Raw genomic sequence first — 22,152 nt, 5'->3', positions numbered from 1 at the left:
TCACTTTTCTCTGTGTCTTCGTGCCTTTGTGGCTAATATTTTATTTAAAAACCTCCTTTTAACCTAATTTTGTACTTCGTTAATGGCAATCACAGGCTAAAACCCGAACTACTTCGTATGTTTTACGGTTTTGATTGAAGGAATAAATACCACACAAAAAATGGCAAAACGCAATTTCGGGGCAGAAGTAGCTCCAGAAGACAAGAAAAAAGTAACCAAAGAGGGTTTTAATAAGGCTTTAAGTATTTTCAAATTTACGCTTCCCTACAAAGGAACATTCTTTATCGGATTTATATTTTTAATTCTTTCGCAAATCACTTCCATGAGTATTCCATTGTTGATGGGGCAAATGGTTGGAGCGATTGTTTCTCCAAATAAAGCCGTAACTCAGGAGTTTGCCAATATGCCAAATTCAGGCGTAAGTCAGCGAATACAACATTTCCTCAATCCCGATTCTGTAACTTTAAGTCTCAACAATGTTACTGCATTATTCGTCTTTTTATTGATTTTACAAGCTGTTTTCTCGTTTTTTAGAGTTTACACTTTTGCCAGAGTTTCCGAACGTTCTATGCGAGATTTGCGTAGAACTCTTTATACAAAAATCATCACTTTGCCTGTCCCATTTTTTGAGAAAAACCGTGTTGGCGACCTCATGAGCCGCATGACGACCGATATTTCTCAATTGCAAGATGTTCTTTCTATTACATTGGCAGAGTTGTTCCGTCAACTTTTTACGTTGATTGGTGGTATCATCCTTATTTCATATTTATCGAGCAAATTGACACTTTTTATGTTGATGACTTTTCCATTTTTGGTGGTTGCCGCCATTATTTTTGGAAGATTTATTCGTAAAAATGCCAAGAAAGTGCAAGATGAATTGGCTTCTACCAATATTATCGTTGAAGAAACTTTACAGTCAATTAACGTTGTAAAAGCCTTTACGAATGAAGATTTAGAAGCAAAAAGATACAGTTCGTCTGTTCAACGAGTGGTTGATTATGCTTTGAAAGCAGCAACTTTCAGAGGTGGTTTTATTTCATTTGTAATTTTTGTGTTGTTTGGTGGTGTTGTTGGTGTGGTTTGGTACGGCGGAAACTTGGTTTTGAGTGGAGAGTTGGCATTTAAAGACCTTTTTACCTTCATTATTTATACAGGATTTATTGGTGGTTCTGTTGGCGGTTTGGGTGATATGTACGCACAAATTCAAAGAACGATTGGTGCTTCTGAAAGAATTTTGGAAATTTTAAGAGAAGATTCTGAAATTAATTTAACGGAGAAATCGGTAGGAAAGACTGAAGCTCACACAAACCCTAAAATTGTCTATCAAAATGTTGCCTTTTCATATCCATCTCGACCAGATGTAGGCGTTTTGAAGAATATTTCTTTGGAAGTAAAATCAGGTGAAAAAATCGGTTTAGTGGGTTATTCGGGAGCAGGGAAATCAACGATTGTTCAGTTGTTGATGCGTTATTATAAACTGTCGAGCGGAAATATTTTAGTAGATGGAAAGAATATCAACGACTACGATTTAACAGAATTACGTAAAAAAATTGCCATTGTACCGCAAGAAGTTATGCTTTTTGGAGGAACGATTTATGAAAATATCTCTTACGGAAATCCAAATGCAAGCGAAAAAGAAGTGATTGAAGCTGCTCGTAAAGCCAATGCTTTTGATTTTATTGATTCGTTTCCTGAGCAATTTCAAACCATTGTTGGTGAACGTGGCGTAAAATTATCGGGAGGACAACGCCAAAGAATTGCCATTGCTCGTGCTATTTTGAAAGACCCAGCTATTTTAGTGTTAGATGAAGCCACAAGTGCTTTAGATTCTGAATCGGAGAAATTGGTGCAAGATGCCTTAGATGTTTTGATGCAAAACCGCACTACCATTATCATTGCTCACCGTTTGGCAACCATTCGTAATGTTGATACCATTTATGTTTTGAAAGAGGGAGAAGTAGCGGAAAAAGGCTCACATGATGAATTGGTAACGATTGAAGACGGAATTTATGCCAACTTGGTAAAATTGCAATTTGAGAATAATTCGGCTTTAGAAACTTCATTATAATTTGAATCCGTTATTTGAGCTTTAAATTATTGATTTTCAGATATTTATTGAAAATATCGAGTAGATAATCAAATCGAAGATTCTTTACCACATGATAATTAATTGAAAAAACGCAGACTAATCTGAAAAAGTCTGCGTTTTTTTGTGAACAAATTTGTCTTTTATAAATAAATTATATATTTTGTACAAAAAAATAATTATATATTCATATTTTTTGAATACCTATTTATTTGATTTGCCGAAGTAAAATTTATTAAAACTTATGCTTATCAAATTTTTTGTACAAAAAACATTACTATGAACAAATGTATTTTCTTAGACCGTGATGGCGTTTTGAATGTAGATAGAGTCGATTATGTTTATCGTCTTGAAGATTTAATTATTCCAGAAGGTACGATTGAGGCTCTCCAAAAATTAAAAGCAGCAGGATATTTATTGATTGTAATTACCAATCAGTCGGGAATTGCGAAAGGAATTTATACTCGTGAAGATGTATTGATGTGCCATAATTATTTCCAAGAGCAATGTGGAAATTTATTAGATGATATTTATTTCAGTCCACATCATGAGAAATTTACGTCGGCTTCGTTGACACGTAAGCCCGATTCTTTGATGATTGAAAAAGCAATGGCAAAATATAAAATTGACCCGAATACTTCGTGGATGATTGGTGACGCTCACCGAGACATTACAGCGGGGAAAAAGGCGGGCGTAAAAACTATTCACTTAACTGAAAAGCCAGAAGAATCGCAATCTGAAATTACAACCAGTGATTTACTAAGAGCAAGCGAATTAGTTTTGGCGTAGGGTAACCCAGACTTTAGTCTGGAAAAAATTAATTCATTTGCAAAAGTAAATAAAACGCCCACTGATTTAATTTATTAAACCAGTGGGCGTTTTTATTTGAGACAGACTGAAGTCTGTGTTACTTCTTCTCTGGCAACATAATTACTTTAATCATGTTTTCAGCGAAATATTTTTTAGCAGCGGCTTTTGTACTTTCTACCGTTACTTTTTTCAACATTTCGTCTTCTTTCAATACTTCTTTTACGTCTTCGCCGTCTTGGTATTGTCCTTGTAAATAACCTAACCAGAAGCCATTATCACGCAATTGTGTTTCAGTTTGACGTTTCGTTTCAGCTTTAAATTTCTCAATATCAGTAGCTTCTGCTCCAGCATCTTTCACTTTTTGAATTTCTGCTAAAGTACGGCTTACCAATTTTTCCACATTTTCAGGGGCACATTGGAAAGCAATTCTGAAATTATAACGTTTTGCAGGAATTTTAGTCGTTGAACCACTTACGCCCACGCCATAAACGCCCGATTCTTCCTCACGTAATTTTTCAATCAATTTGATTTCTAACACTTCCGAAAGTGCTTCAACTTGCGTTTCGTTTTCTGGCGTAACTTCATAATCACCCGACCAAACCATGGTTACACGTGCTTTTGGTTCTGTACCTTTATAAAGTGTTTTTTCTATTTTTCCTTTTGGAGTACGAATGCCTAAATCTTTGAAGGTTTCCTTACGTTTTGTTGAAGGTAAACCGCCTAAATATTTCTCTAACAAAGGTTTAATCTCTTCATTTTTGAAATTTCCAACCAATACAAACGTAAAATCAGAAGCATCAGCGTAGCGTTCTTTATAAATATCAAAAGCACGTTGAGCGTCAATTTTTTCCATTCTTTCTACCGTCATCGGTAAATTTCTTGGAGCGTAGTTACTCAAAATAACGCTTAATGAATCGTTATAAACTTTCTCAGGCGTAAGCGTTTTTTGCTGATTTGCCAAGGCATCACGTTGATTTGCTAAAAACCCTTTGATAACTTCTCCGTCAAAACGTGGTTGCGTAAAATAGCTGTAAACCAACTGTAAAGAAGTTTCAAGGTCTTTAGGTGAAGTTGAACCGTTGAAGTTTTCAGAAGTCCCTGTGATATACGGCATAACTCTTGCTACTTTGCCCGTCATCATTTTACGAAGATTGATTGAAGAAAACTCTCCCAAACCACCAATTGAAGCAATTGTAGAAGCCAAACGAGCGTTATCTGCATCTTTATCAGCGTACAAATTTGTTCCGCCCATGCTGTATGCACCAATCAAAATTTCATCATTTTTGAAGTCAGTTGGTTTCAAAACCGCTTTTACGCCATTGGCAAAAGTCAATTCAGTAATTCCTACTTCTGGAATTTGTTTCGTTGCCGTAACTTTTGAACCCGTTGGCAATTTAGCAATTAAAGGTTTGTCAACCGTTTGGTCAACATAAGCTGTTACGTTTTTGCCCGCAGTATTCAACCATTCTCTGATTTGTGCTTCGGTTGGTAAAGTTGCTTTGTCTTTTTCAGGAGCCATCAAAATTACCGCACGATTATCAGCCGTAATTAAGGTGCTACTCAAGGCGTTTACTTCCTCTAATTTTACGCCTTCCAAATATTTTTTCGTGAAATCGTAGCTAAAATCTGGTGAAGTCAAATTTTCATCTTCTGTGAAAGCACCTACTAATCCTTCAGCCATTTGTTCAGAATCCGTTTTGTCTTTTTCCTTGTAGGCACGTTCTTGTCCGACCATATATTGGGTTTTCGCACGAGCTAATTCAGAAGCATTAAATCCGAATTTCTTCGCTCTTTCGGTTTCTTCCAAAATGGCTTTTAAACCTTTTTCGACGTTTCCACCTTTGGCAACCACGAAAGACGTAAAGGCATCAAGATTTCCTAAAAATCCACCATAACCTGCATATCCAAATTGGAAAGGAGGGTCAGCTTTTTGCGTAAGTTCTTGAATACGAGACGATAACATTTGGTTGAATAATGAACGCACCATTCCTTCACGACGGTCTTGATAAGTTACGTCTTTGCGTTTTGGTTGTTTGTTCAAAATTTGGATAATCGTATTTGGTTGTTCGGGGTCGGTAACAATGGCAACGTCCGTTCCGCCAGTCAAAGGAATATTATATTTTGTTCTTTCCTTTTCGTTTGCAGGATTTTTGATACCGCTGAATTTTTCAATAATCATTTTTTCAACCATATCCACATCAATATCTCCTACAACAGCAACTGCTTCTAAATCAGGACGATAAAAGTCTTGGTGGAATTGTTTTAAAACATCATATTTGAAGTTTTTCAAGATGTCATCTTTACCAATCGGCAAACGTTTTGCGTATTGCGAATTATTCAAAATTACAGGAAAATATTTGTCACGCATACGTGCCTGAGCCCCTTTTCCTGTACGTGATTCTTCCAAAACTACCCCTCTTTCTTTATCAATTTCAGAAGGGTCGAGGGTGGCATTATGAGCCCAATCTTCCAAAATTTGCATTCCTTTTTTGAAAACTTCAATCGAGTCAGTCGGAACAGGCAACATATAAACCGTTTCGTCGAAACTCGTGTAAGCATTCAAGTCAGCACCGAAGCGAACCCCAGATTTTTGCAAGAAATTAACTAATTCATTTTTTGGGAAATTTTTAGTACCGTTAAAATTCATGTGTTCCATGAAGTGAGCAAGTCCCTGTTGCTCGTCATTTTCCAAAACAGAACCCGCTTTAACTGCCAAACGCAACTGAGCCCGATTTTTGGGTTCAGCATTTTTCATGATGTAATACTTTAAACCGTTGGGAAGAACGCCCGTTTTAACTCGAGAATCCATTGGAAGAAGCATTTTGCTCAAATCTTCTTGAGCGAAAGTTGCATGGTTGGAAAGCAGTCCCAACGCCAAACCAGCAACCAGTGTAGTGATTTTTTTCATTTGAAATAGAGTTCCTCTGACCCCAACAGAGGTGTTTTTATTTTAGATTAGGGGGCTAATTTGTAGCACAGGAATCTTTCTTGTGAAATCTTGTGCTACAAGCACAATTTAGTAATATTTGGTAGAATAACGGTGATGAGAATTGGAAATTGTTATTTGGGAAATATCTAACGGTCAAATTTCTTTAAATACTCTATTTTTGCATAGAAATAAGTGCTAAGAAATGTTATCGATATAACGGCTAATACTAAATACATATATTCAATTCCAATGCCTTTTGGAGAATAATATAACACAGCAAACAAACCTATTAGACCAAAACTAAATATTAGTCGCCCTCTAAAAATGCTTACTTTACGCCAAATATCTTCATCTTCGAAATACATAGAAACATTAACAGGAGGCATTGGAATTAGAGAATAATAGTTGCCATAAAGCATGGTTACAATAAAAATAAAGGCTTCTGATAGGCTTACTATATCTCCAAACTTAATGTAAAAGAGGTATAAAAGTCCTGCCAAACATACTTGACTGATGGTAAAAAGAAGGTCAACTCTTTTTCCTAAAAAAACCATTTTATCATTTCCGTTAAAAAAAGAATCTCTTTGCGTAAAAATATAAACGCAAGTCATAGAAACATTTTGAATAGAAATGAATGCTAATGGATAGGTTGATTCTTTGTTGCCAGCTTCATTTCTTAGTAGATTTGAAATAAAAAATAGGGAAATTGGTACGATGCAAAGTGCAATTTTTTGTGCTAAATTTTGGGTTTTCATAGTGTAAATATTTTAAGTGGATAACGTTTTAAGGGAGTAAATTTACAGATTATTGATTCTTCAATTCTTGCTCTATAAAATTCAAAAGCGTTTGTTTATCAGGTAGTTGAAGCATATATTTTGAGATAAATAATTCATTTTCAAGCCCTGCGGTAGCGTATTCAACCAAAGCATCGTCTTTGTCTGCACACAAAATAATGCCTACGGGTGGATTGTCGCCTTCGGTCATTTCGTTTTTACGGAAATAATTTAGATACATCAACATTTGCCCCGAATCTGCATGGTCAAATTTTCCTAATTTTAGGTCAATTAATACATGACACTTCAATACTCTATGATAAAAAACTAAATCTATTCGATAATGTGTATTGCCAAAAGTGATTCGTTTTTGTCTGGCTTCATAGCAAAACCCACGCCCCAATTCTGTCAAAAACGATTGTAAATGGTTGATAATAGCAGTTTCTAAATCAGTTTCCGAATATTGAGATTTCTCTTCTAAACCTATAAATTCTAAAAAATAAGGATTTCTAACGATGTCTTTGGCTTCAAAAGGCTTTTGGTCTTTGATTTTTGCAATAACCCCTTTTTTATCTGTTGAAAGTCCCGTTCTTTCAAATAATAAAGTATCAATTGCTCTCTCCAACTCTCTAACTTTCCACGCATTTTTAACCGTTTCTATTTCATAAAACCTTCTTTTTAAATCGGAATCAAGGCGTAATAATTCTATAAAATGAGAGAAAGAAAGTGTGTTGATGAGCGTTTCAACGGGTAACATCAATTCCTGATATGAATCATCATTTGGATTTTTCAATTGCTCAGATACCGACTGGGTAATTGCATTTTTGAATTTGGCAGACACTGTCTGCCAAATTTGAGGATAAGTCAAATAAAACTGTCGGAATTGTCGAAGATTTCGGTCTGAAAACCCAATATTACCTTTTGATTTCATTTGTTCTGAAATGTTTAAGAGTAATTGTTTCCCATAGGTTGCCCTGTCTTCGCCCTTCTGTTCAAACTCCACGATATAGCAACCAATCAGCCAATTTCTAATGGTTTGTAAACTATTTACCTGCTTAACTGCCTGCGAGGATAATTGGATGTGAGTAGATTCAATCGAATTTATTAATTGTTCAAAATTCATTTGATGATTTTTTAAGGAGTAAAATTATTGTGTTTTAAACTGAACAAACCAAGCCATAATTTCGTCCATTACGGTCATATTGAGGGAATATTCTACAAATTGTCCTTTCTTTACGGCAATGACCAAATCGGCTTGTTTCAGTAAATCGAGGTGATGCGAAATACTGGGTTTTGTCATATTGAATTTATCGGCAATATCGCCCGCATTCATGTCTCCGTCTTTGAGCATTTCCAAAATCTCACGTCTGGTAGTGTCATTTAAGGCTTTAAAAAGTATGTTCATGATTACTTGTAAATAAATATTTAGGCAAATGTCTAAATAAAATGCCTTTACTTCCAAATGTTTTGCTGAAAATATTTAGAAGATTGTCTAAATACTCAGAAGATTATCAGTTATTTTATGAGATTCTGATAAGGAGGATGCTGAACCTGTTTAAACTTATTCCTTTTGTTGTAAATGGTTTGATTTGAAGCCTGTGAATTTAAAATTTACTCAATGTAGCGATGCTATATGTCGCAAATTTTAAACTCACAGTCATAAAATCAATTCAATTTCCATTCAAAACGAAAAGTTTAAACAGGTTCGCTAAAAAACCTTTTTCTTTGTATCAAATAGTTTGGTAATTCCCATTTTCTAATTTCCAATAACTAATCACCAGTTAAATAAAAAATGTATCAACAAACCATCAAAAATATTACCTACCATTTCCCCGACCTCAAAACTTTGATGGCGAAGGCAACGCCTCTGCGGTCGGGCGATGAGTTGGCGGGAGTGGCGGCAAAATCTGCTCAAGAAAGAGTGGCAGCTCAAATGGCTTTGGCGGATATTCCACTCAAAACCTTTTTGACGGAACATCTAATTCCTTATGAAAAAGACGAAATAACTCGGCTCATTATTGATACGCACGATGCACAATCTTTTGCTCCAATTAGTCATCTAACAGTTGGGGGTTTTAGGGATTTTCTTTTGCAAGAAACCGTTGATAAACAAATATTAACGAGTTTTCAAAAAGGTTTAACTCCCGAAATGGTGGCGGCAGTAAGCAAAATTATGCGAGTGCAAGATTTGATTACGGTGGCTTCAAAATGTGAAGTGGTAACGAAATTCAGAACTACAATTGGCTTGCAAGGGCGGTTTTCGACTCGCTTACAACCTAATCATCCGACGGACGATTTTCGGGGAATTGCCGCCAGTATGATTGATGGACTTTTTTATGGAAGTGGAGATGCTGTTATTGGTATAAATCCTGCAACGGATAATATTCCAACGGTTATTCGGCTTTTGGAAATGTTGGATAGTGTTCGGCAACGTTTTGATATTCCGATGCAATCGTGTGTTTTGAGCCATATTACAACGACTATTCAAGCTATTGAACGGAATGCTCCTGTGGATTTGGTTTTTCAGTCGATTGGTGGAACGGAAGCTACCAATACTTCTTTTGGCGTTAATTTGAATATTTTACAGGAAGGCTACGAAGCTGGGCTTTCGCTAAATCGTGGGACGGTTGGCAATAATTTGATGTATTTTGAAACGGGACAGGGCAGTTCACTTTCGGCAAATGCTCATCATGGACTCGACCAACAAACCTGTGAAACTCGGGCGTATGCCGTGGCAAGACATTTTAATCCGCTTTTGGTAAATACCGTTGTGGGTTTTATTGGTCCAGAATATTTGTACGATGGAAAACAAATCATTCGGGCGGGTTTAGAAGACCATTTTTGTGGTAAATTATTAGGACTTCCAATGGGCGTGGATGTTTGTTATACCAACCACGCCGAAGCCGACCAAGACGATATGGATACGCTTTTAACGCTTTTGGGTACGGCAGGTTGTAATTTTATCATGGGTATTCCGGGGGCAGATGATGTGATGTTGCATTATCAAAGTACTTCATTTCACGATGCCCTTTATATCAGGCATTTATTAGGCAAACGTCCCGCTCCAGAGTTTGAAGAATGGTTGCTGAAAATGAATATTTTTGATGATAAAATGAGATTAAAAGCAGGGGATATGAAGTTAATAGAGGCGATGAATTTGTAGTGGCGAATAGCATTCGTCAAATATCCAAACTGGCGAATGCTATTCGCTACTACCTACTATCTAAAAGAAATCACTTCATTGAAAATCCCTCTTTTGGCTTGCCAATCTTGTACGGCTTTGCCTGTTCCTGCTTGCCAAGGCTGAATTTCATGGTCTTTTTTACGTTTGTAATCCACTAACTCTTCGCTCAATTGTATCTCGCCTGTTGCACGTACATGATAGGCAATAATGAGCTGATTCATTCGGTGAAATTCATATAAACCGACCAATTCCACAATTTCAGCATCAAGGTTTAATTCCTCTTTTACTTCACGTAAAATGCCTTCCTCGGGCGTTTCGCCAGCTTCTAAAAATCCTGTGATGAGAGCGTACCAAGTTTCTGGCCAAGCAGCATTGCGAGCCAAAATAATATCGCCTTCGTGTTCAACAATGGCAGCCACCACAGGCGTAGGATTATTCCAAAAAACATAACCACAAAGTTCACTTTGGTCAGTGCATTGAATACGGTCTTTGCCGTCTCTAAATTGGGTTTCCAACGGTTTGCCACATTGTGGACAGAATTTCATTTTGGACATTTTTTAATTGTGATTTAGTGAGTTGTGATTTAGTGAAATTTTATAAATCCCTCCTTTTAAATCTGCGTGCCATAAGCTATAAATTTTAGCTTGGGAAAGATATTTTACCCATTGACACCGAAGGAATTCCTCTGCGAGAACCAAAATCTGATTCTCCACCTGATACCGTTTCATTGGCTAAAATGGCAAAAAGTACCGCTTCTTTTGCATCTCCCGAAATGCCTAAATCGTTGGTTTTCAGGAATTCACAAGGTAACAATTCCTTTAACCATTCAACTAATAGCGGATTGTGCATTCCTCCACCCGACATATAAATACGGAAATCTTTGAGGTCATAAGAAGTATTATTTATCGTAAAATTTATCGCTTCCGCAATTGTCTCGGCACTAAAACGAGTTAAAGTTGCCAATAAATCATGGACAGAAATATCGGAAGTGTTACTTTTTGTTTGTGCTTTTTTGACGTACTCAATACTAAATAATTCTGGGCCAGTTGTTTTGGGATAAGGTCCTTTAAAGAAATTATCAGCTTTTAATTCTTCTAAAAGTGCTTGATTGACAGAACCTTGTAGAGCAATTTCGGCATCTTTATCATAGGCTTTTTCTGGAAAATAGAGTCTTGTAAAAGCATCAATTAACGTATTTCCCGTTCCTGTATCTGTCACAAAAACCTCCTCTGGATTCATGGTTGCAGGTAAATACGTAAAATTGGCAATTCCACCCATATTGAGCATAATTCGGTTTTCGCCCTTTTTGCCAAAAATAAAATAATCACCATAAACAGCCAGTGGAGCTCCCTCTCCACCTGCGGCAAGGTGTTTTTGTCGGAAATCAGAAATCGTAATAATTCCCGTTTTTACGGCAATATGGTCGCCATCACCAATTTGTAAAGTGGCATTCGGAAATTTCTCTTGTAGGTGTAAAATTTTAGGAGCGTGCATGACCGTTTGTCCGTGTGAGGCAACTAAATCTATTTCGTCGGTAGAAATATTCCAAGATTTTAAACAATTCAAAATCATATCGGCATGAAGTACGCCAATCCATTCATTCAACAAAGCAAGATGCTGAAAATCAATAGTTTGTTTAGCGAAAACTTTGCGTATTTCTGTTTTGATTTCTTCTGAATAATCAACTGTATCAAAATGTAATAATTTAACTTCCGTGTTTTCGCCCGCACCCGAAATCTCGCATAGAGCCACATCAAGTCCATCCATTGATGTTCCTGACATTAATCCAATAATTTTACGAGTAGTTTTTTGTGCAATTTGATAGAGCGATTGGAGGTTTTTATTCATGAGGTTAATTTTTATTGATGATTTTCAAATTTACGAAGTTGAAATGTATTTATGATAATTTTCAATAAAAGCCTATCAAAACAAATAATTAATTCTTCCATACGAGTAATTTTGTATTCTAAAAAATACCATAATCATGCAAAAACTAAACCTTTACGGTATATTATTGGCGGTTTTATTGACCGTAAATATGCCTTTATTTGCCCAAACGCCAGATACAAGTTTGCGGAAATATCCCAAGACTTTAAATTTTATTTTGATGGGAGATTGGGGACGAGTTGGTGAAGACCATCAAATTCCAGTAGCCAAACAAATGGGGAAAACTGCGGCAGAAATTAATCGAGATTTTATCATTTCAACGGGAGATAATTTCTATCCGAGAGGTGTTATGAGCGAATTTGACCCTTTATGGAAGGCGTCGTTTGAAGATATTTACAAGGCTTTTTCTTTACAGTGGGATTGGTATTCTGTTTTAGGAAATCATGATTACGGCGGAAATCCAGACGCACAAGTGGCTTATTCAAAAATTAGTAGAAGATGGAGAATGCCCGCCCGTTATTTCAGCAAAACATTTGCCATTGATGGCGATACGACCAATCAGGTTTTAATAGCCTTTATCGACACCAATCCGTTGATTCCAGAGTTTTATACTAACAAAGATTATGGTCCAAATGTTGTTACGCAAGACAGTACCGCTCAGAAAAAATGGTTGGAAAAAACTTTAGCGAATAAATCCCCTAATATCAAGTGGAAATTGGTGGTAGGGCATCATCCCTTATTTACTGCTACCGAAAAACGTAGAGAAAGTTATGATACTCGTGCCATTAGAAATTCTTTGAAAGGAATTTTAGACCGATACGAAGTAGATGCGTATTTATGCGGACACGACCACGATTTACAACACCTTTTGCCTACGGGAAAAACACATTATTTTGTATCAGGTTCGGCTTCAGAAGCAACCCCGATTGGACAATTACCCATCAGTAAATTAGCTTTATCTGACTATGGATTCATGACATTTTCGATAGGAACGAAAAGTATGAACGTACAGGTAATTAATGAAAATGGAAAGGTAGTTTATCGAACAGAAGTGAAGAAGTAAGTACAAGCACGATTTGAGAATTACGATTTACGATTGTCAATGATTTATGAAATAAGAAAGACAATTTGTTTTGTCGTATTGCTTTGAATCATAAATTATAGTTGCTCTTCGAGATATTTCTAAAAACTACCTCGAAGAGCAATTTAGATTCTATTTTGCCGCTGCAATGGTGATGTTTCTAAACTCAATTGGCCCGTGGTCGCCTTGGAACATAATTGGACCTGCTTCTGACTCATTGCTATCAATTGCTCCCCCCGTAATTCCCGGTATTTCAGCTTTATAGATAGTTGTCTTGCCGTTTAGCATTACTGTTACCACTCTTCCCACTAAAGTAATATCATAAATTTGCCATTCGCCCGCTTTTTTAGCAGGCATTTCCAAAGGCTTCACAAAACCATAAATTCCACCTAACTCAATAGCAGATGGTTCTATGCCAAAGCCATCAGTAATTTGAGTTTCATAACGTCCACGTAGATATACGCCACTGTTGCTACCTTCTGGCACACGGAATTCAACGTGTAATTTGAAATCACCAAAGGTTTTAGTCGTTCTGATATTTGCACCTGATTTTGGACTTCTCAAAACACCGTTCTCCACAACCCATTGGTTTTCGCCTACGGCAGGGCGGTCTTCTCTTCCAATAATTTGCCATCCATCTAAGTTTTTACCATTGAAAATAGCCATCGGTTTTCCGAAAATAGGTTCTTGAGACTTTATCAATTTTGGAGCTTTTACACCCACCCAATTCACCACTTCGCCATTGGGCTGATTCATTGTTCCCTCCAATTTTCCATCTTTCAATTCAGCCTCTACTACAAGGTCTTTATCTTCTCTGTCCCACTGTGGCGGAATGGCAAAAGACATTTTATTGTCTTTAAAATTAACTCTTGAAATAGGTCTGGCACTACCGCCACTACCCACAAAACGCCCATTGAGGTATTTTACCCCAGAGTGATTAATTTCTAACCAAGACGGGATTTTTTTATTTCTTTTAGTAATGGTAATATCCCAACGTCCTTCTACACTTTGGGCTGAAATTGCCAACGTTGAGCATAAAATACATAGAATTATCAAATGTACATTTGTGATGAGTTTTTGCATGATTTTTCGATTTTGTTTTTGGTTAAATGGTTTACGAATGTATTTGTCATTGTCGGAAAGACAGCGATTCTAAATTACTTAAAATTTTGTAAAGTAAGATATTGGGCTTTCTGTGGAGGCATACAGATAATGGTAGGAGGGGGATTAATTTTTGAATGTAGTAAAGGTTTTGAATCTTGACTACGTTGGGATTCTCTGTAATTCTCAACGTTTCCTCCAACAACTCGTGCGAAAGCAGACAATTATTATTTCTCCTTTGTTGGTGGAAAATACCAACAAAGGAGAAATAATTTAGTAGGTAAATTTCACTCAGTTGGTTGCATCTAAATATTTTATACCTTTACTAAAAATTAAATTAATGGCTAAGGATTTATATCACGATGTTGTAAAAAAAGCACTTATCAATGAAGGTTGGACAGTTACACACGACCCTTATCCTCTCAAAATAGGTTCAGTAAGAATGTTTATTGATTTAGGGGCAGAGAGAATTATTGCCGCTGAAAAAGATAATGAAAAAATAGCCGTTGAAATAAAATCGTTTTCTGATGATTCGCTTATTTCTATGTTTCATGAAGCGGTGGGTCAATACGACAATTATCAGATTGCTTTGGAAGATGAAGAACCTAATAGAATTCTTTTTTTAGCTGTTCCAGAAAGTGTGTATGATAGTTTCTTTCAAGAGCCATTTATACAAAAGGTTATTGCTAAAAGATGTATAAAAATTATTGTGTATCAACCTGATAATGAAAATTCAGTATTATGGAAAAGATAGAAACATACCAGGAAATTTTGCTATCGTTCTTAGAGGATTACGCTAAAATCACGTATGCAAATGCCCCAAATTTAGAACAACAAATCTTAGTGGATACTAAAAGAAATCACTTCCAATTAGTGAGTGTTGGCTGGCAAAAGGGTAAATTTATTTATGATGTTGTTTTCCACTTCGATATTAAAAATGAGCAAATTTGGATTCAACAAAATTGGACAGACTTAAAACTTCGTCAAGAACTTGTTGAGAGAGGAGTTGAAAATCAAGATATTTTTGTTGGGTTTTCGCCTCTGCAACAACCGTTGGAAACTACTGTTCAAGGTGTTGTTGCTAAATAATTCGTCAAAAGTCTTTCTCTTCACAGACGACCATTTTAGAACAATCATTTCACAAAATAAACCATTGAGTTGTCAGTGTCTCCACCATAGCCGTCAGGCTAAGAGTTAAATCCTATCTTTGCGATATGGAAAAAAATTGTTTTAAAGATATAAATTTATCATCAACTTGTTTTGGCGAGTTAAGTAAATTTTTTAAAGCTGAAAGCATTGAGCGTTTAGGAAGAGAAGTGAAATTTGTAGAACGAAGTACATCTCGTTTAAGTGCTTGGATGTTTTTGCAATTGAATACCTGTTTAGTCAGTAATGGTAAAGTGGATAGTCTCAATGATTTAGGAACAGAACTATTTAATAATTTTGGAGTTAAGCTAACCAAACAATCTTTAGACGAACGTTTTAATATTCATGGCGTTAGCTTTATGCGAAAATGCTTTGAATCAATTTTTGAGAAGGTTTTGTCAGCTTCAAGTAAGCAAAAACATTTTAGTTGTGGGTTTAAACGTATTATTTTACGAGATGCTACCAGTTTTCAATTACCTTCAGATTTAACCACTTACTATCAGGGAAATGCAGGTGATACCACAGGTAGTGTTATAAAAATTCAACACGAGTTTGATTTATTAAGTGGTAAAATACTCAAATTAGATTTTCGTAATGGCAAAGAAACAGATACAGATTGGTTGAATCAAAAAGGGATAGATATTTCTGCTAATGATTTACATCTAATGGATTTGGGCTATTATAAACTGACTCATTTTACAGATATTGCTCAAAAAGGAGGTTACTTTATCAGTAGATATAAAATAGGGACAAGTCTTTTTACTAAAAACCTTGAAGGGGAATATCAGCCAATAGAATGGGATGTTATTTTTGAACAGATAAAAGGAGATAATTTTGAAAAGGAACTATATTTAGGGTGTTCAAAAAATAAACTCAAAGTACGTTTACATTTACAAAAAATACCAGAAGCCATTGTTCAAAAACGGCTAAAGAAGTATGAAAATAAAGAGAAAAACCAATCAAAAAAGAGACGTTCCCCTTACCGAAACTCTGATTTTAAAAAAGAATTAGCTCATTATAATGTTTTCATTACAAATGCACCACAACAACTCTTGAAAACAAGTCAAATATACCCTTTTTATATGCTTAGATGGCAAATTGAGCTACTTTTTAAAATTTGGAAGAGTGTTTTTGAAATTGATAAAATAGGTAAAATGAGTATTGCAAGGTTTGAGTGTTATCTCTATGGAAAGCTAATCTCTATTCTATTGAGTGGATACATCCAACGCCTTTTTAATGATTTTACAAAACAACAAACAGACTTTGAACTTAGTGAATGGAAAGCTTATAAAATTGTAAAAAAAACTTGAAAGTATTATGGGGGCATCTCCAAAAAAAATGGTTGACCTAAAAAAATGGTTGCAGTGTATTTTCGAAGAATTATGGACGAGAGCTAAAAAAGAGAGAAAAAAGATTGGAATTAAACATTATAAACCTTACACAAAAGATATTATTAACTCTTAGCCTGACGGCTATGGTGGAAAACACCAACAAGGGCGGGAACACCTATAAAATATAGAACCTAATTCATTTTAAGATATTGACAATATATTGTATAAAACGTTAGTCCAAGCAGTATAAATAATGCTACATTACGAATTTTATGATGAAAAAAACCAGCTATACACAAAATAAATCCTAATACTAAATTATTATCAATGCCTAAATAATTGGCTAAATAATGTGCCAACTCAGTATTTGAAAACCATTTATATATTTTATGAAATGGCATAATCGTATTAATCATCATCCAAATTGCCATTATTCTTAAAAGATTATTTTCTTTTAGAAATAATATAGGGATTAAGCCAATAATAATTATTATTTGATATGCCTCTAATCCAAAATATTTTAAAGGTCTTTCTCCAGAAAAAACATGATTGACAAAATAATTCCCAATAAATATAATTGAGAATGGAATTATATAAGCTAAGAACGTAAAACGATTCTTGTTGAATAGTAATTTAATTTTTTCCATCATGATTTTATTTTTGAATTATTTACAATCTCTTATTTTACGTCGCTTGAACCAGAGGGGACAATCATTTCACAAAATAAACCATTGAGTTGTCTGTGGAGACACAGACAACGGCAGAAGTTAAGCCTTAATATCCATTGCACAATATTCAACTTCGATTTCTAATTCTTTAAATTCGTTATCCCACAAATCATTATCTTGAAAGGCTCTTTTGACAAGAATATAGTTGTCATCATGTAGAATAATAGTAGCAGCTACGGCACTAAATTCATAATCTTTTGTACCTTCTCGCAGAATATTTTTTAAGGTTTTTATTAATCTCCTTTTTGTTTTATCTGTTTGTAAGTTTGGTAATTGTTCTTCAATTTCTTCTAATTTTTCTTGAATTTTGGAACCCATATCAAATCTTGGATTAACCCAATGTTGCCTATCGTTTAAATCAACGGCAATAATAGTGTTTTTACCTTTTTGAGTACGACCATAGAGCCGAAAATTCTTCAGATAGAGATGGTCTTTGGGATTATCTAAAACGGGATGAATAATTGGCTCAGCTATAACATCCCAATTATCTTTTTTGCCATTACACCTTTTAGAACTTGGGAGAAGATTTGCCCATTCTACAACCTTGTCTGGATAAATACTTTTAGCGTGAAAATGCTCTATTTCCATGTAGTTGCTTTTTTCATCAAGTTTACATTCAGAATAACAACATTTAGAATTGGACATTTTTAAAAGAGCCTTTTTTATGTATGGTTTATTCCAAACATTCTCCTTTTTATTAGCCTTAAATTTATTTGTTAGTTCTTCTCGCAATTTTTCTGTTAATAATTTAGGTAGAGGAACTGATTTTAACTGAATCATGCTTCTATGGGGGATAAGGACGACATTTGTATTCTTAAAATCTTACGCTGTGGACTTGACGGATGCAGTATTTTATCCAAACCTTCATAAGCCGAATGAGCTTTTTCGTAATTGTCTTCGTCTAAGGCTTCATCAAATTGTTTCATCAATTCGAGGTAAGTGTCAGACATCGTTTTATCGTCCATTCCCATTAATTCCGTCAATATTTCATCGACTGTCCAACCTTTAAAACTGCCAAATTGCTGACGAATATTGATATGGTCGCCATCTTTTTCGAGCATTACCAAATTAACATTCTCAGCAGATTGCACGACTAATGGGCTATGTGCCGTAACGATGAATTGAGTATTTTTAAAAATATTACTCAGATAGCTAATGATTTTGCGTTGCCATTCTGGATGAAGATGTAAATCAATTTCATCCACCAAAACCACCGCAGGTTCAGCTAACGGATTTTTTGAAGTTGGATAACGGTCAAACATTCGTTTTGCCAAATCCATTACCCAAGCTAAAGTTGCTTGATAACCATAGCCCAAATCTTTTAAACGAACCCAACCATAATCTGTTTGGAATTCGATATAATTTTTAAAATCTTGGGTTGAACGAAATCTAAAATCTTGAATATCAGGTAAAATCTCACTGGTAATTACTTCTCGTACTCTTTTCTCAATGCTTTTAGCTCTTTCTCTATCTGATTTTGTAGAATCATCATTTTTCGAAGCGTAATTAATCTGCAAAAGCCATTCTTCAACATTAATTAACTCAAAATTATTAGTGAAAAAACTTTGGACAGTTTCCGTATTTTCTTGTTCTGAAAGACTACTTTCTGAGGTTTTTCTTTGGGTGCTGTAACCTTGGAGGAAGATATTTTTAAAAAAAAGAGTCTCTTTTACTTCGGTAGCGGGATAATTAACTGATTCATCTTTTTCCTTTAAAATTCCCCAAATAAAATCACGTTGAAAATGCCAGCCTAAACCTGATTTTTTAAATAAAAAATTCAAAAAATAATGTCCCTCTGAATTATTAATTAATTCAACTTTGTTTTTATCTGTATTGATATAATAAAGACCTTTCTGCCCAAAATAAACATTTTGAGCCATTTCATCAGAAACTTTTTCTGTTTTTAAGTACAAATCAGCAATACACTTTAAAATAGTAGTTTTCCCTGTATTATTATTTCCTAAAATTACTGTCCATTGAGAGGGTTTTAATAACTGTCCTGACAATGTTAGTATCTCAGCTTTGCCTCCGTTATTCTCAAATACTGCTCCTTGAGTAGAATATACAGGATTTTCAGTAGTAAATATAATTTTGCTACTGTTCTTAAAACTTCTTACATTTTTTATTGCAAGTGATTTTAAGTACATTACTGGTGATTCCATATTTTCAGCAAATCCACTCATATTTTTAATTATTTTTCCAAATATACTCAATTCACTCGAAACCAAAATCCGCAATTCCAAATCCCAATTCCAAAATCAAGAAAGCTCCTCCTTCAAAAACTTCGCCGTATAACTTCCTTTTACCTTCGCTACTTGTTCTGGTGTGCCTTCTGCGATGATGTTTCCGCCTTTTTGTCCTCCCTCTGGACCGATGTCAATTACGTGGTCGGATACTTTGATTACGTCTAAATTATGTTCAATAATCAAGACGGTATTGCCTTTGTCTGCCAATCGGTTGAGGACTTCCAAGAGTTTTTTGATGTCTTGAAAATGGAGCCCAGTGGTGGGTTCGTCCAAGATATACATGGTTTTGCCCGTGTCTCTTTTCGAGAGTTCTTCGGCTAATTTTACTCGTTGGGCTTCTCCTCCCGACAGCGTGGTGGCTTGTTGTCCGATGGTGATATATCCCAAACCTACTTCGTTGAGCATTTGTACCTTACGAGCAATTTTAGGCTGATTTTCAAAGAATTCTACCGCTTGTTCCACCGTCATATCCAACACATCGGCAATTGATTTCCCCTTAAAACGAACTTCCTGAGTCTCCCGATTAAAGCGTTTCCCTTTGCAGGTTTCGCAAGCCACATGAACGTCGGGCAAGAATTCCATTTCGATTTTTTTCATGCCTGCACCTTCGCAATCTTCGCAACGTCCGCCTTTCACATTGAAGCTGAAACGACCCGCTTTGTAACCTCTAATTTTAGATTCGGGCAACTCGGCGTACAAGGTGCGTATGTCCGTAAACATACCCGTGTATGTAGCAGGATTCGAGCGTGGTGTGCGTCCAATAGGCGATTGGTCAACTTCAATAACTTTATCTAAATGTTCTAAACCTTCTACCGATTTATGAGCCATTGGTTCTTGTTTAGCATTGAAAAAATGACGGTTCAAAATCGGGTACATGGTATCATGAATCAGCGAAGATTTCCCTGAGCCACTTACACCAGTTATCGAAATCATTTTTCCCAAAGGCAATTTTAAGGTAACGTTTTTGAGGTTATTTCCTGATGCTCCTTTGATAATCAGCGTATTGCCATTGCCTTTTCGGCGTTGTTTTGGAACTTCAATGCCTATTTTGCCACTCAAAAAATTAGCGGTTGTCGAATTGTTCTGCAAAAATTCAGTTGGCGTTCCTTGTCCCACAATTGCTCCGCCATGTCGTCCTGCTCCCGGTCCAATATCCACGATATAGTCCGACTCCAACATCATGTCTTTGTCGTGTTCAACGATGAGAACCGAATTGCCCAAATCACGTAAATCTTTGAGAGCTTGAATCAATTTTACGTTGTCTCGTTGGTGCAAACCGATACTTGGTTCGTCCATGATGTACAACACGTTGGTCAGTTGCGTACCAATTTGCGTTGCCAAACGAATACGTTGTGCTTCACCACCCGAAAGCGTTCGTAATGAACGATTTAGCGTTAAATATTCTAAGCCAATACCCGTCAAAAAGCCAATTCTTTTTCTGATTTCCTTCAAAATTTCTTTGGCAATTACGTTTTGACGTTCCGACATTCTTGGCTCTAAACCTGTAAACCATTCCGCCAACTCGGTAATGTCCATTTCGGCTAATTGAGCGATATTTTTATGGTCAATCAAGAAATGAAGCGACTCCTTTTTCAAGCGTAAACCTTTACAATCTGGGCAGGTACTCACCACCATAAAATCCTTTATCCAGTCTTGAATTTTCTCCGAACCTGTTTCTTGCTGACGTTTCAAAAACGTTACAATACCTTCGTATTTGGTGTTCCAATCCGTTCCTTCGTATTTTTTGGAAGGAACAGCCACGGGCGTATCCGTTCCATGCAACATAATTTCGATGGCTTCGGCAGGGAATTTTTCAATTGGCGTTTTCAAATTTACCTTGTAGGGTTTCAATAACACTTCCAATTGCTTAAAAATCCACATATCACGAAATTCTCCGATGGGAGCAATTGCTCCTTTTTCAATGCTGAGGGTTTTGTCGGGTAGAATTGAATCTTCGGTAATTTCTTCCACTTTTCCCAAACCTTGACAAGTCGGACACCAACCGTAGGGCGAATTAAAAGAAAAATTATTGGGCGAAGGTTCGTCGTAGCTAATGCCCGAAACGGGGTCCATCAAGTATTTTGAGAAATTGCGAACCTCATTTTTTTCATCACGAGTCATCATGATGCCTTTTCCTTGATTCAAAGCAGTTTGAACGGATTGCGATAAACGAAAACGGTCTTCGGTTTTGACGATAATTCTGTCAATCACAATTTCAATATCGTGAATTTTGAAACGGTCGAGTTGCATTTTGGGCTGAATATCCATCACTACGCCATCCACACGCACTTTTGTATAGCCCAACTTCTCAATTTGAACGAATAATTCACGGTAATGACCTTTACGCCCTTTCACGACGGGGGCAAGAATAATCAATTTTTGGTTTTGATAATCTTGCAAAATCACGTCAATAATTTGGTCGATAGACTGCTTAATCATCTTCTCGCCCGTGACGTAACTAAACGCTTCGCCCGCCCGTGCGTAAAGCAAACGCATGAAGTCGTAAATTTCCGTAACCGTTCCAACGGTTGAGCGTGGATTTTTGGAAGTCGTTTTTTGTTCAATAGAAATTACAGGAGAAAGCCCATTGATTTTATCGACATCAGGACGTTCCATGTTGCCCATAAAACTACGAGCATACGCAGAAAACGACTCCATATATCGGCGTTGTCCTTCGGCATAAACCGTATCAAAAGCCAAAGAGGATTTTCCAGAGCCAGAAATTCCTGTAAAAACGACTAATTTATTGCGGGGAATGGTTAGGTCAATATTTTTGAGATTGTGTTCTCTTGCACCAAGAATTTCAATATTATCGTGTCCTGTAATGTCTGAATGATTGTTTGCCATATT

The 22,152-nt window shown here is 36.0% G+C and carries 18 protein-coding genes; 7 read left to right on the top strand and 11 right to left on the bottom strand.

Annotated elements, in window-relative coordinates; all coding sequences use genetic code 11:
• The first annotated feature begins 160 nt into the window (after window positions 1-160).
• Complete coding sequence (locus LV89_RS02380; RefSeq protein WP_109741418.1) at window positions 161-2,068, top strand: ABC transporter ATP-binding protein; 1,908 nt, start codon at window positions 161-163, stop codon at window positions 2,066-2,068.
• Between the two features lie 297 nt (window positions 2,069-2,365).
• A complete protein-coding gene (locus tag LV89_RS02375) occupies window positions 2,366-2,875 on the top strand; it encodes a D-glycero-alpha-D-manno-heptose-1,7-bisphosphate 7-phosphatase (protein WP_109741259.1) in 510 nt (169 codons plus the stop codon).
• Window positions 2,876-2,993: 118 nt separating this feature from the next.
• On the opposite strand, the gene LV89_RS02370 is transcribed toward LV89_RS02375, so the two are convergent.
• From LV89_RS02370 to LV89_RS02355, 4 genes are all read right to left on the bottom strand, one after another.
• Window positions 2,994-5,804: a M16 family metallopeptidase gene (locus LV89_RS02370; protein WP_109741258.1), complete on the bottom strand. Its 2,811-nt coding sequence runs from the start codon at window positions 5,802-5,804 to the stop codon at window positions 2,994-2,996.
• A 167-nt stretch (window positions 5,805-5,971) separates the two neighbouring features.
• A complete protein-coding gene (locus LV89_RS02365; protein ID WP_109741257.1) occupies window positions 5,972-6,580 on the bottom strand; it encodes a hypothetical protein in 609 nt (202 codons plus the stop codon).
• Window positions 6,581-6,629: 49 nt separating this feature from the next.
• Window positions 6,630-7,721: a PDDEXK nuclease domain-containing protein gene (locus LV89_RS02360; RefSeq protein ID WP_109741256.1), complete on the bottom strand. Its 1,092-nt coding sequence runs from the start codon at window positions 7,719-7,721 to the stop codon at window positions 6,630-6,632.
• 24 nt (window positions 7,722-7,745) lie between these two features.
• On the bottom strand, window positions 7,746-8,003 hold the full coding sequence (locus LV89_RS02355) for an autorepressor SdpR family transcription factor (protein WP_109741255.1): 258 nt from the start codon (window positions 8,001-8,003) through the stop codon (window positions 7,746-7,748).
• Between the two features lie 387 nt (window positions 8,004-8,390).
• On the opposite strand from LV89_RS02355, the gene LV89_RS02350 reads away from it, so the two are divergent.
• Entirely contained in the window at window positions 8,391-9,761 is a 1,371-nt protein-coding gene (locus LV89_RS02350; protein ID WP_109741254.1) for an ethanolamine ammonia-lyase subunit EutB, read from the top strand.
• A 56-nt stretch (window positions 9,762-9,817) separates the two neighbouring features.
• Here LV89_RS02350 and LV89_RS02345 read toward each other — a convergent pair whose 3' ends face one another.
• Together LV89_RS02345 and LV89_RS02340 are read right to left on the bottom strand one after the other, a co-directional pair.
• The gene (locus tag LV89_RS02345) at window positions 9,818-10,327 is read right to left on the bottom strand and encodes an NUDIX domain-containing protein (RefSeq protein WP_229201459.1); all 510 of its coding nucleotides are present in this window, start codon (window positions 10,325-10,327) and stop codon (window positions 9,818-9,820) included.
• 94 nt (window positions 10,328-10,421) lie between these two features.
• Window positions 10,422-11,630 (bottom strand): anhydro-N-acetylmuramic acid kinase, encoded by a 1,209-nt coding sequence (locus LV89_RS02340; protein WP_109741252.1) that lies wholly within the window; start codon window positions 11,628-11,630, stop codon window positions 10,422-10,424.
• A 136-nt stretch (window positions 11,631-11,766) separates the two neighbouring features.
• Here LV89_RS02340 and LV89_RS02335 point away from each other — a divergent pair, with 136 nt between their 5' ends.
• Window positions 11,767-12,732, top strand: coding sequence for a purple acid phosphatase family protein (locus LV89_RS02335; RefSeq protein WP_109741251.1), 966 nt, complete (start codon window positions 11,767-11,769; stop codon window positions 12,730-12,732).
• 150 nt (window positions 12,733-12,882) lie between these two features.
• Here the strand turns inward: LV89_RS02335 and LV89_RS02330 are convergent, their stop codons facing one another.
• Window positions 12,883-13,833, bottom strand: a complete 951-nt coding sequence (locus LV89_RS02330) for a 3-keto-disaccharide hydrolase (RefSeq protein ID WP_109741250.1) — start codon at window positions 13,831-13,833, stop codon at window positions 12,883-12,885.
• Window positions 13,834-14,191: 358 nt separating this feature from the next.
• Here LV89_RS02330 and LV89_RS02320 point away from each other — a divergent pair, with 358 nt between their 5' ends.
• The 3 genes from LV89_RS02320 (at window position 14,192) to LV89_RS02310 (ending at window position 16,307) form a co-directional block, all read left to right on the top strand.
• Window positions 14,192-14,605, top strand: coding sequence for an element excision factor XisH family protein (locus tag LV89_RS02320; RefSeq protein WP_109741248.1), 414 nt, complete (start codon window positions 14,192-14,194; stop codon window positions 14,603-14,605).
• A complete protein-coding gene (locus LV89_RS02315) occupies window positions 14,593-14,940 on the top strand; it encodes a XisI protein (RefSeq protein WP_109741247.1) in 348 nt (115 codons plus the stop codon). The genes LV89_RS02320 and LV89_RS02315 overlap by 13 nt, the downstream gene beginning before the upstream one ends.
• 125 nt (window positions 14,941-15,065) lie before the next feature.
• The gene (locus tag LV89_RS02310) at window positions 15,066-16,307 is read left to right on the top strand and encodes an IS4 family transposase (RefSeq protein ID WP_109741246.1); all 1,242 of its coding nucleotides are present in this window, start codon (window positions 15,066-15,068) and stop codon (window positions 16,305-16,307) included.
• Window positions 16,308-16,519: 212 nt separating this feature from the next.
• On the opposite strand, the gene LV89_RS02305 is transcribed toward LV89_RS02310, so the two are convergent.
• From LV89_RS02305 to uvrA, 4 genes are all read right to left on the bottom strand, one after another.
• Window positions 16,520-16,975, bottom strand: coding sequence for a hypothetical protein (locus LV89_RS02305; protein WP_146199053.1), 456 nt, complete (start codon window positions 16,973-16,975; stop codon window positions 16,520-16,522).
• Window positions 16,976-17,095: 120 nt separating this feature from the next.
• The gene (locus LV89_RS02300) at window positions 17,096-17,836 is read right to left on the bottom strand and encodes an HNH endonuclease family protein (RefSeq protein ID WP_109741244.1); all 741 of its coding nucleotides are present in this window, start codon (window positions 17,834-17,836) and stop codon (window positions 17,096-17,098) included.
• A complete protein-coding gene (locus tag LV89_RS02295) occupies window positions 17,833-19,218 on the bottom strand; it encodes an AAA family ATPase (protein WP_211321132.1) in 1,386 nt (461 codons plus the stop codon). The genes LV89_RS02300 and LV89_RS02295 overlap by 4 nt, the downstream gene beginning before the upstream one ends.
• Before the next feature lie 96 nt (window positions 19,219-19,314).
• The gene (gene uvrA / locus LV89_RS02290) at window positions 19,315-22,149 is read right to left on the bottom strand and encodes an excinuclease ABC subunit UvrA (protein WP_109741242.1); all 2,835 of its coding nucleotides are present in this window, start codon (window positions 22,147-22,149) and stop codon (window positions 19,315-19,317) included.
• Window positions 22,150-22,152 lie beyond the last annotated feature (3 nt).

The organism is Arcicella aurantiaca, from assembly GCF_003148625.1.
Taxonomy (GTDB): Bacteria; Bacteroidota; Bacteroidia; order Cytophagales; family Spirosomataceae; genus Arcicella; species Arcicella aurantiaca.
Note: the sequence above shows the minus strand (reverse complement) of the source record. Positions and strands in the feature narration are given on the sequence as shown.

Coding starts and splice junctions, on each gene's coding strand:
- LV89_RS02305 (WP_146199053.1), bottom strand. CDS start 16,975: ATGGAAAAAATTAAATTACTATTCAACAAGAATCGTTTTACGTTCTTA.
- LV89_RS02360 (WP_109741256.1), bottom strand. CDS start 7,721: ATGAATTTTGAACAATTAATAAATTCGATTGAATCTACTCACATCCAA.
- LV89_RS02370 (WP_109741258.1), bottom strand. CDS start 5,804: ATGAAAAAAATCACTACACTGGTTGCTGGTTTGGCGTTGGGACTGCTT.
- LV89_RS02295 (WP_211321132.1), bottom strand. CDS start 19,218: ATGGAATCACCAGTAATGTACTTAAAATCACTTGCAATAAAAAATGTA.
- LV89_RS02355 (WP_109741255.1), bottom strand. CDS start 8,003: ATGAACATACTTTTTAAAGCCTTAAATGACACTACCAGACGTGAGATT.
- LV89_RS02300 (WP_109741244.1), bottom strand. CDS start 17,836: ATGATTCAGTTAAAATCAGTTCCTCTACCTAAATTATTAACAGAAAAA.
- uvrA (WP_109741242.1), bottom strand. CDS start 22,149: ATGGCAAACAATCATTCAGACATTACAGGACACGATAATATTGAAATT.
- LV89_RS02350 (WP_109741254.1), top strand. CDS start 8,391: ATGTATCAACAAACCATCAAAAATATTACCTACCATTTCCCCGACCTC.
- LV89_RS02345 (WP_229201459.1), bottom strand. CDS start 10,327: ATGAAATTCTGTCCACAATGTGGCAAACCGTTGGAAACCCAATTTAGA.
- LV89_RS02335 (WP_109741251.1), top strand. CDS start 11,767: ATGCAAAAACTAAACCTTTACGGTATATTATTGGCGGTTTTATTGACC.
- LV89_RS02365 (WP_109741257.1), bottom strand. CDS start 6,580: ATGAAAACCCAAAATTTAGCACAAAAAATTGCACTTTGCATCGTACCA.
- LV89_RS02330 (WP_109741250.1), bottom strand. CDS start 13,833: ATGCAAAAACTCATCACAAATGTACATTTGATAATTCTATGTATTTTA.
- LV89_RS02375 (WP_109741259.1), top strand. CDS start 2,366: ATGAACAAATGTATTTTCTTAGACCGTGATGGCGTTTTGAATGTAGAT.
- LV89_RS02310 (WP_109741246.1), top strand. CDS start 15,066: ATGGAAAAAAATTGTTTTAAAGATATAAATTTATCATCAACTTGTTTT.
- LV89_RS02315 (WP_109741247.1), top strand. CDS start 14,593: ATGGAAAAGATAGAAACATACCAGGAAATTTTGCTATCGTTCTTAGAG.
- LV89_RS02380 (WP_109741418.1), top strand. CDS start 161: ATGGCAAAACGCAATTTCGGGGCAGAAGTAGCTCCAGAAGACAAGAAA.
- LV89_RS02340 (WP_109741252.1), bottom strand. CDS start 11,630: ATGAATAAAAACCTCCAATCGCTCTATCAAATTGCACAAAAAACTACT.
- LV89_RS02320 (WP_109741248.1), top strand. CDS start 14,192: ATGGCTAAGGATTTATATCACGATGTTGTAAAAAAAGCACTTATCAAT.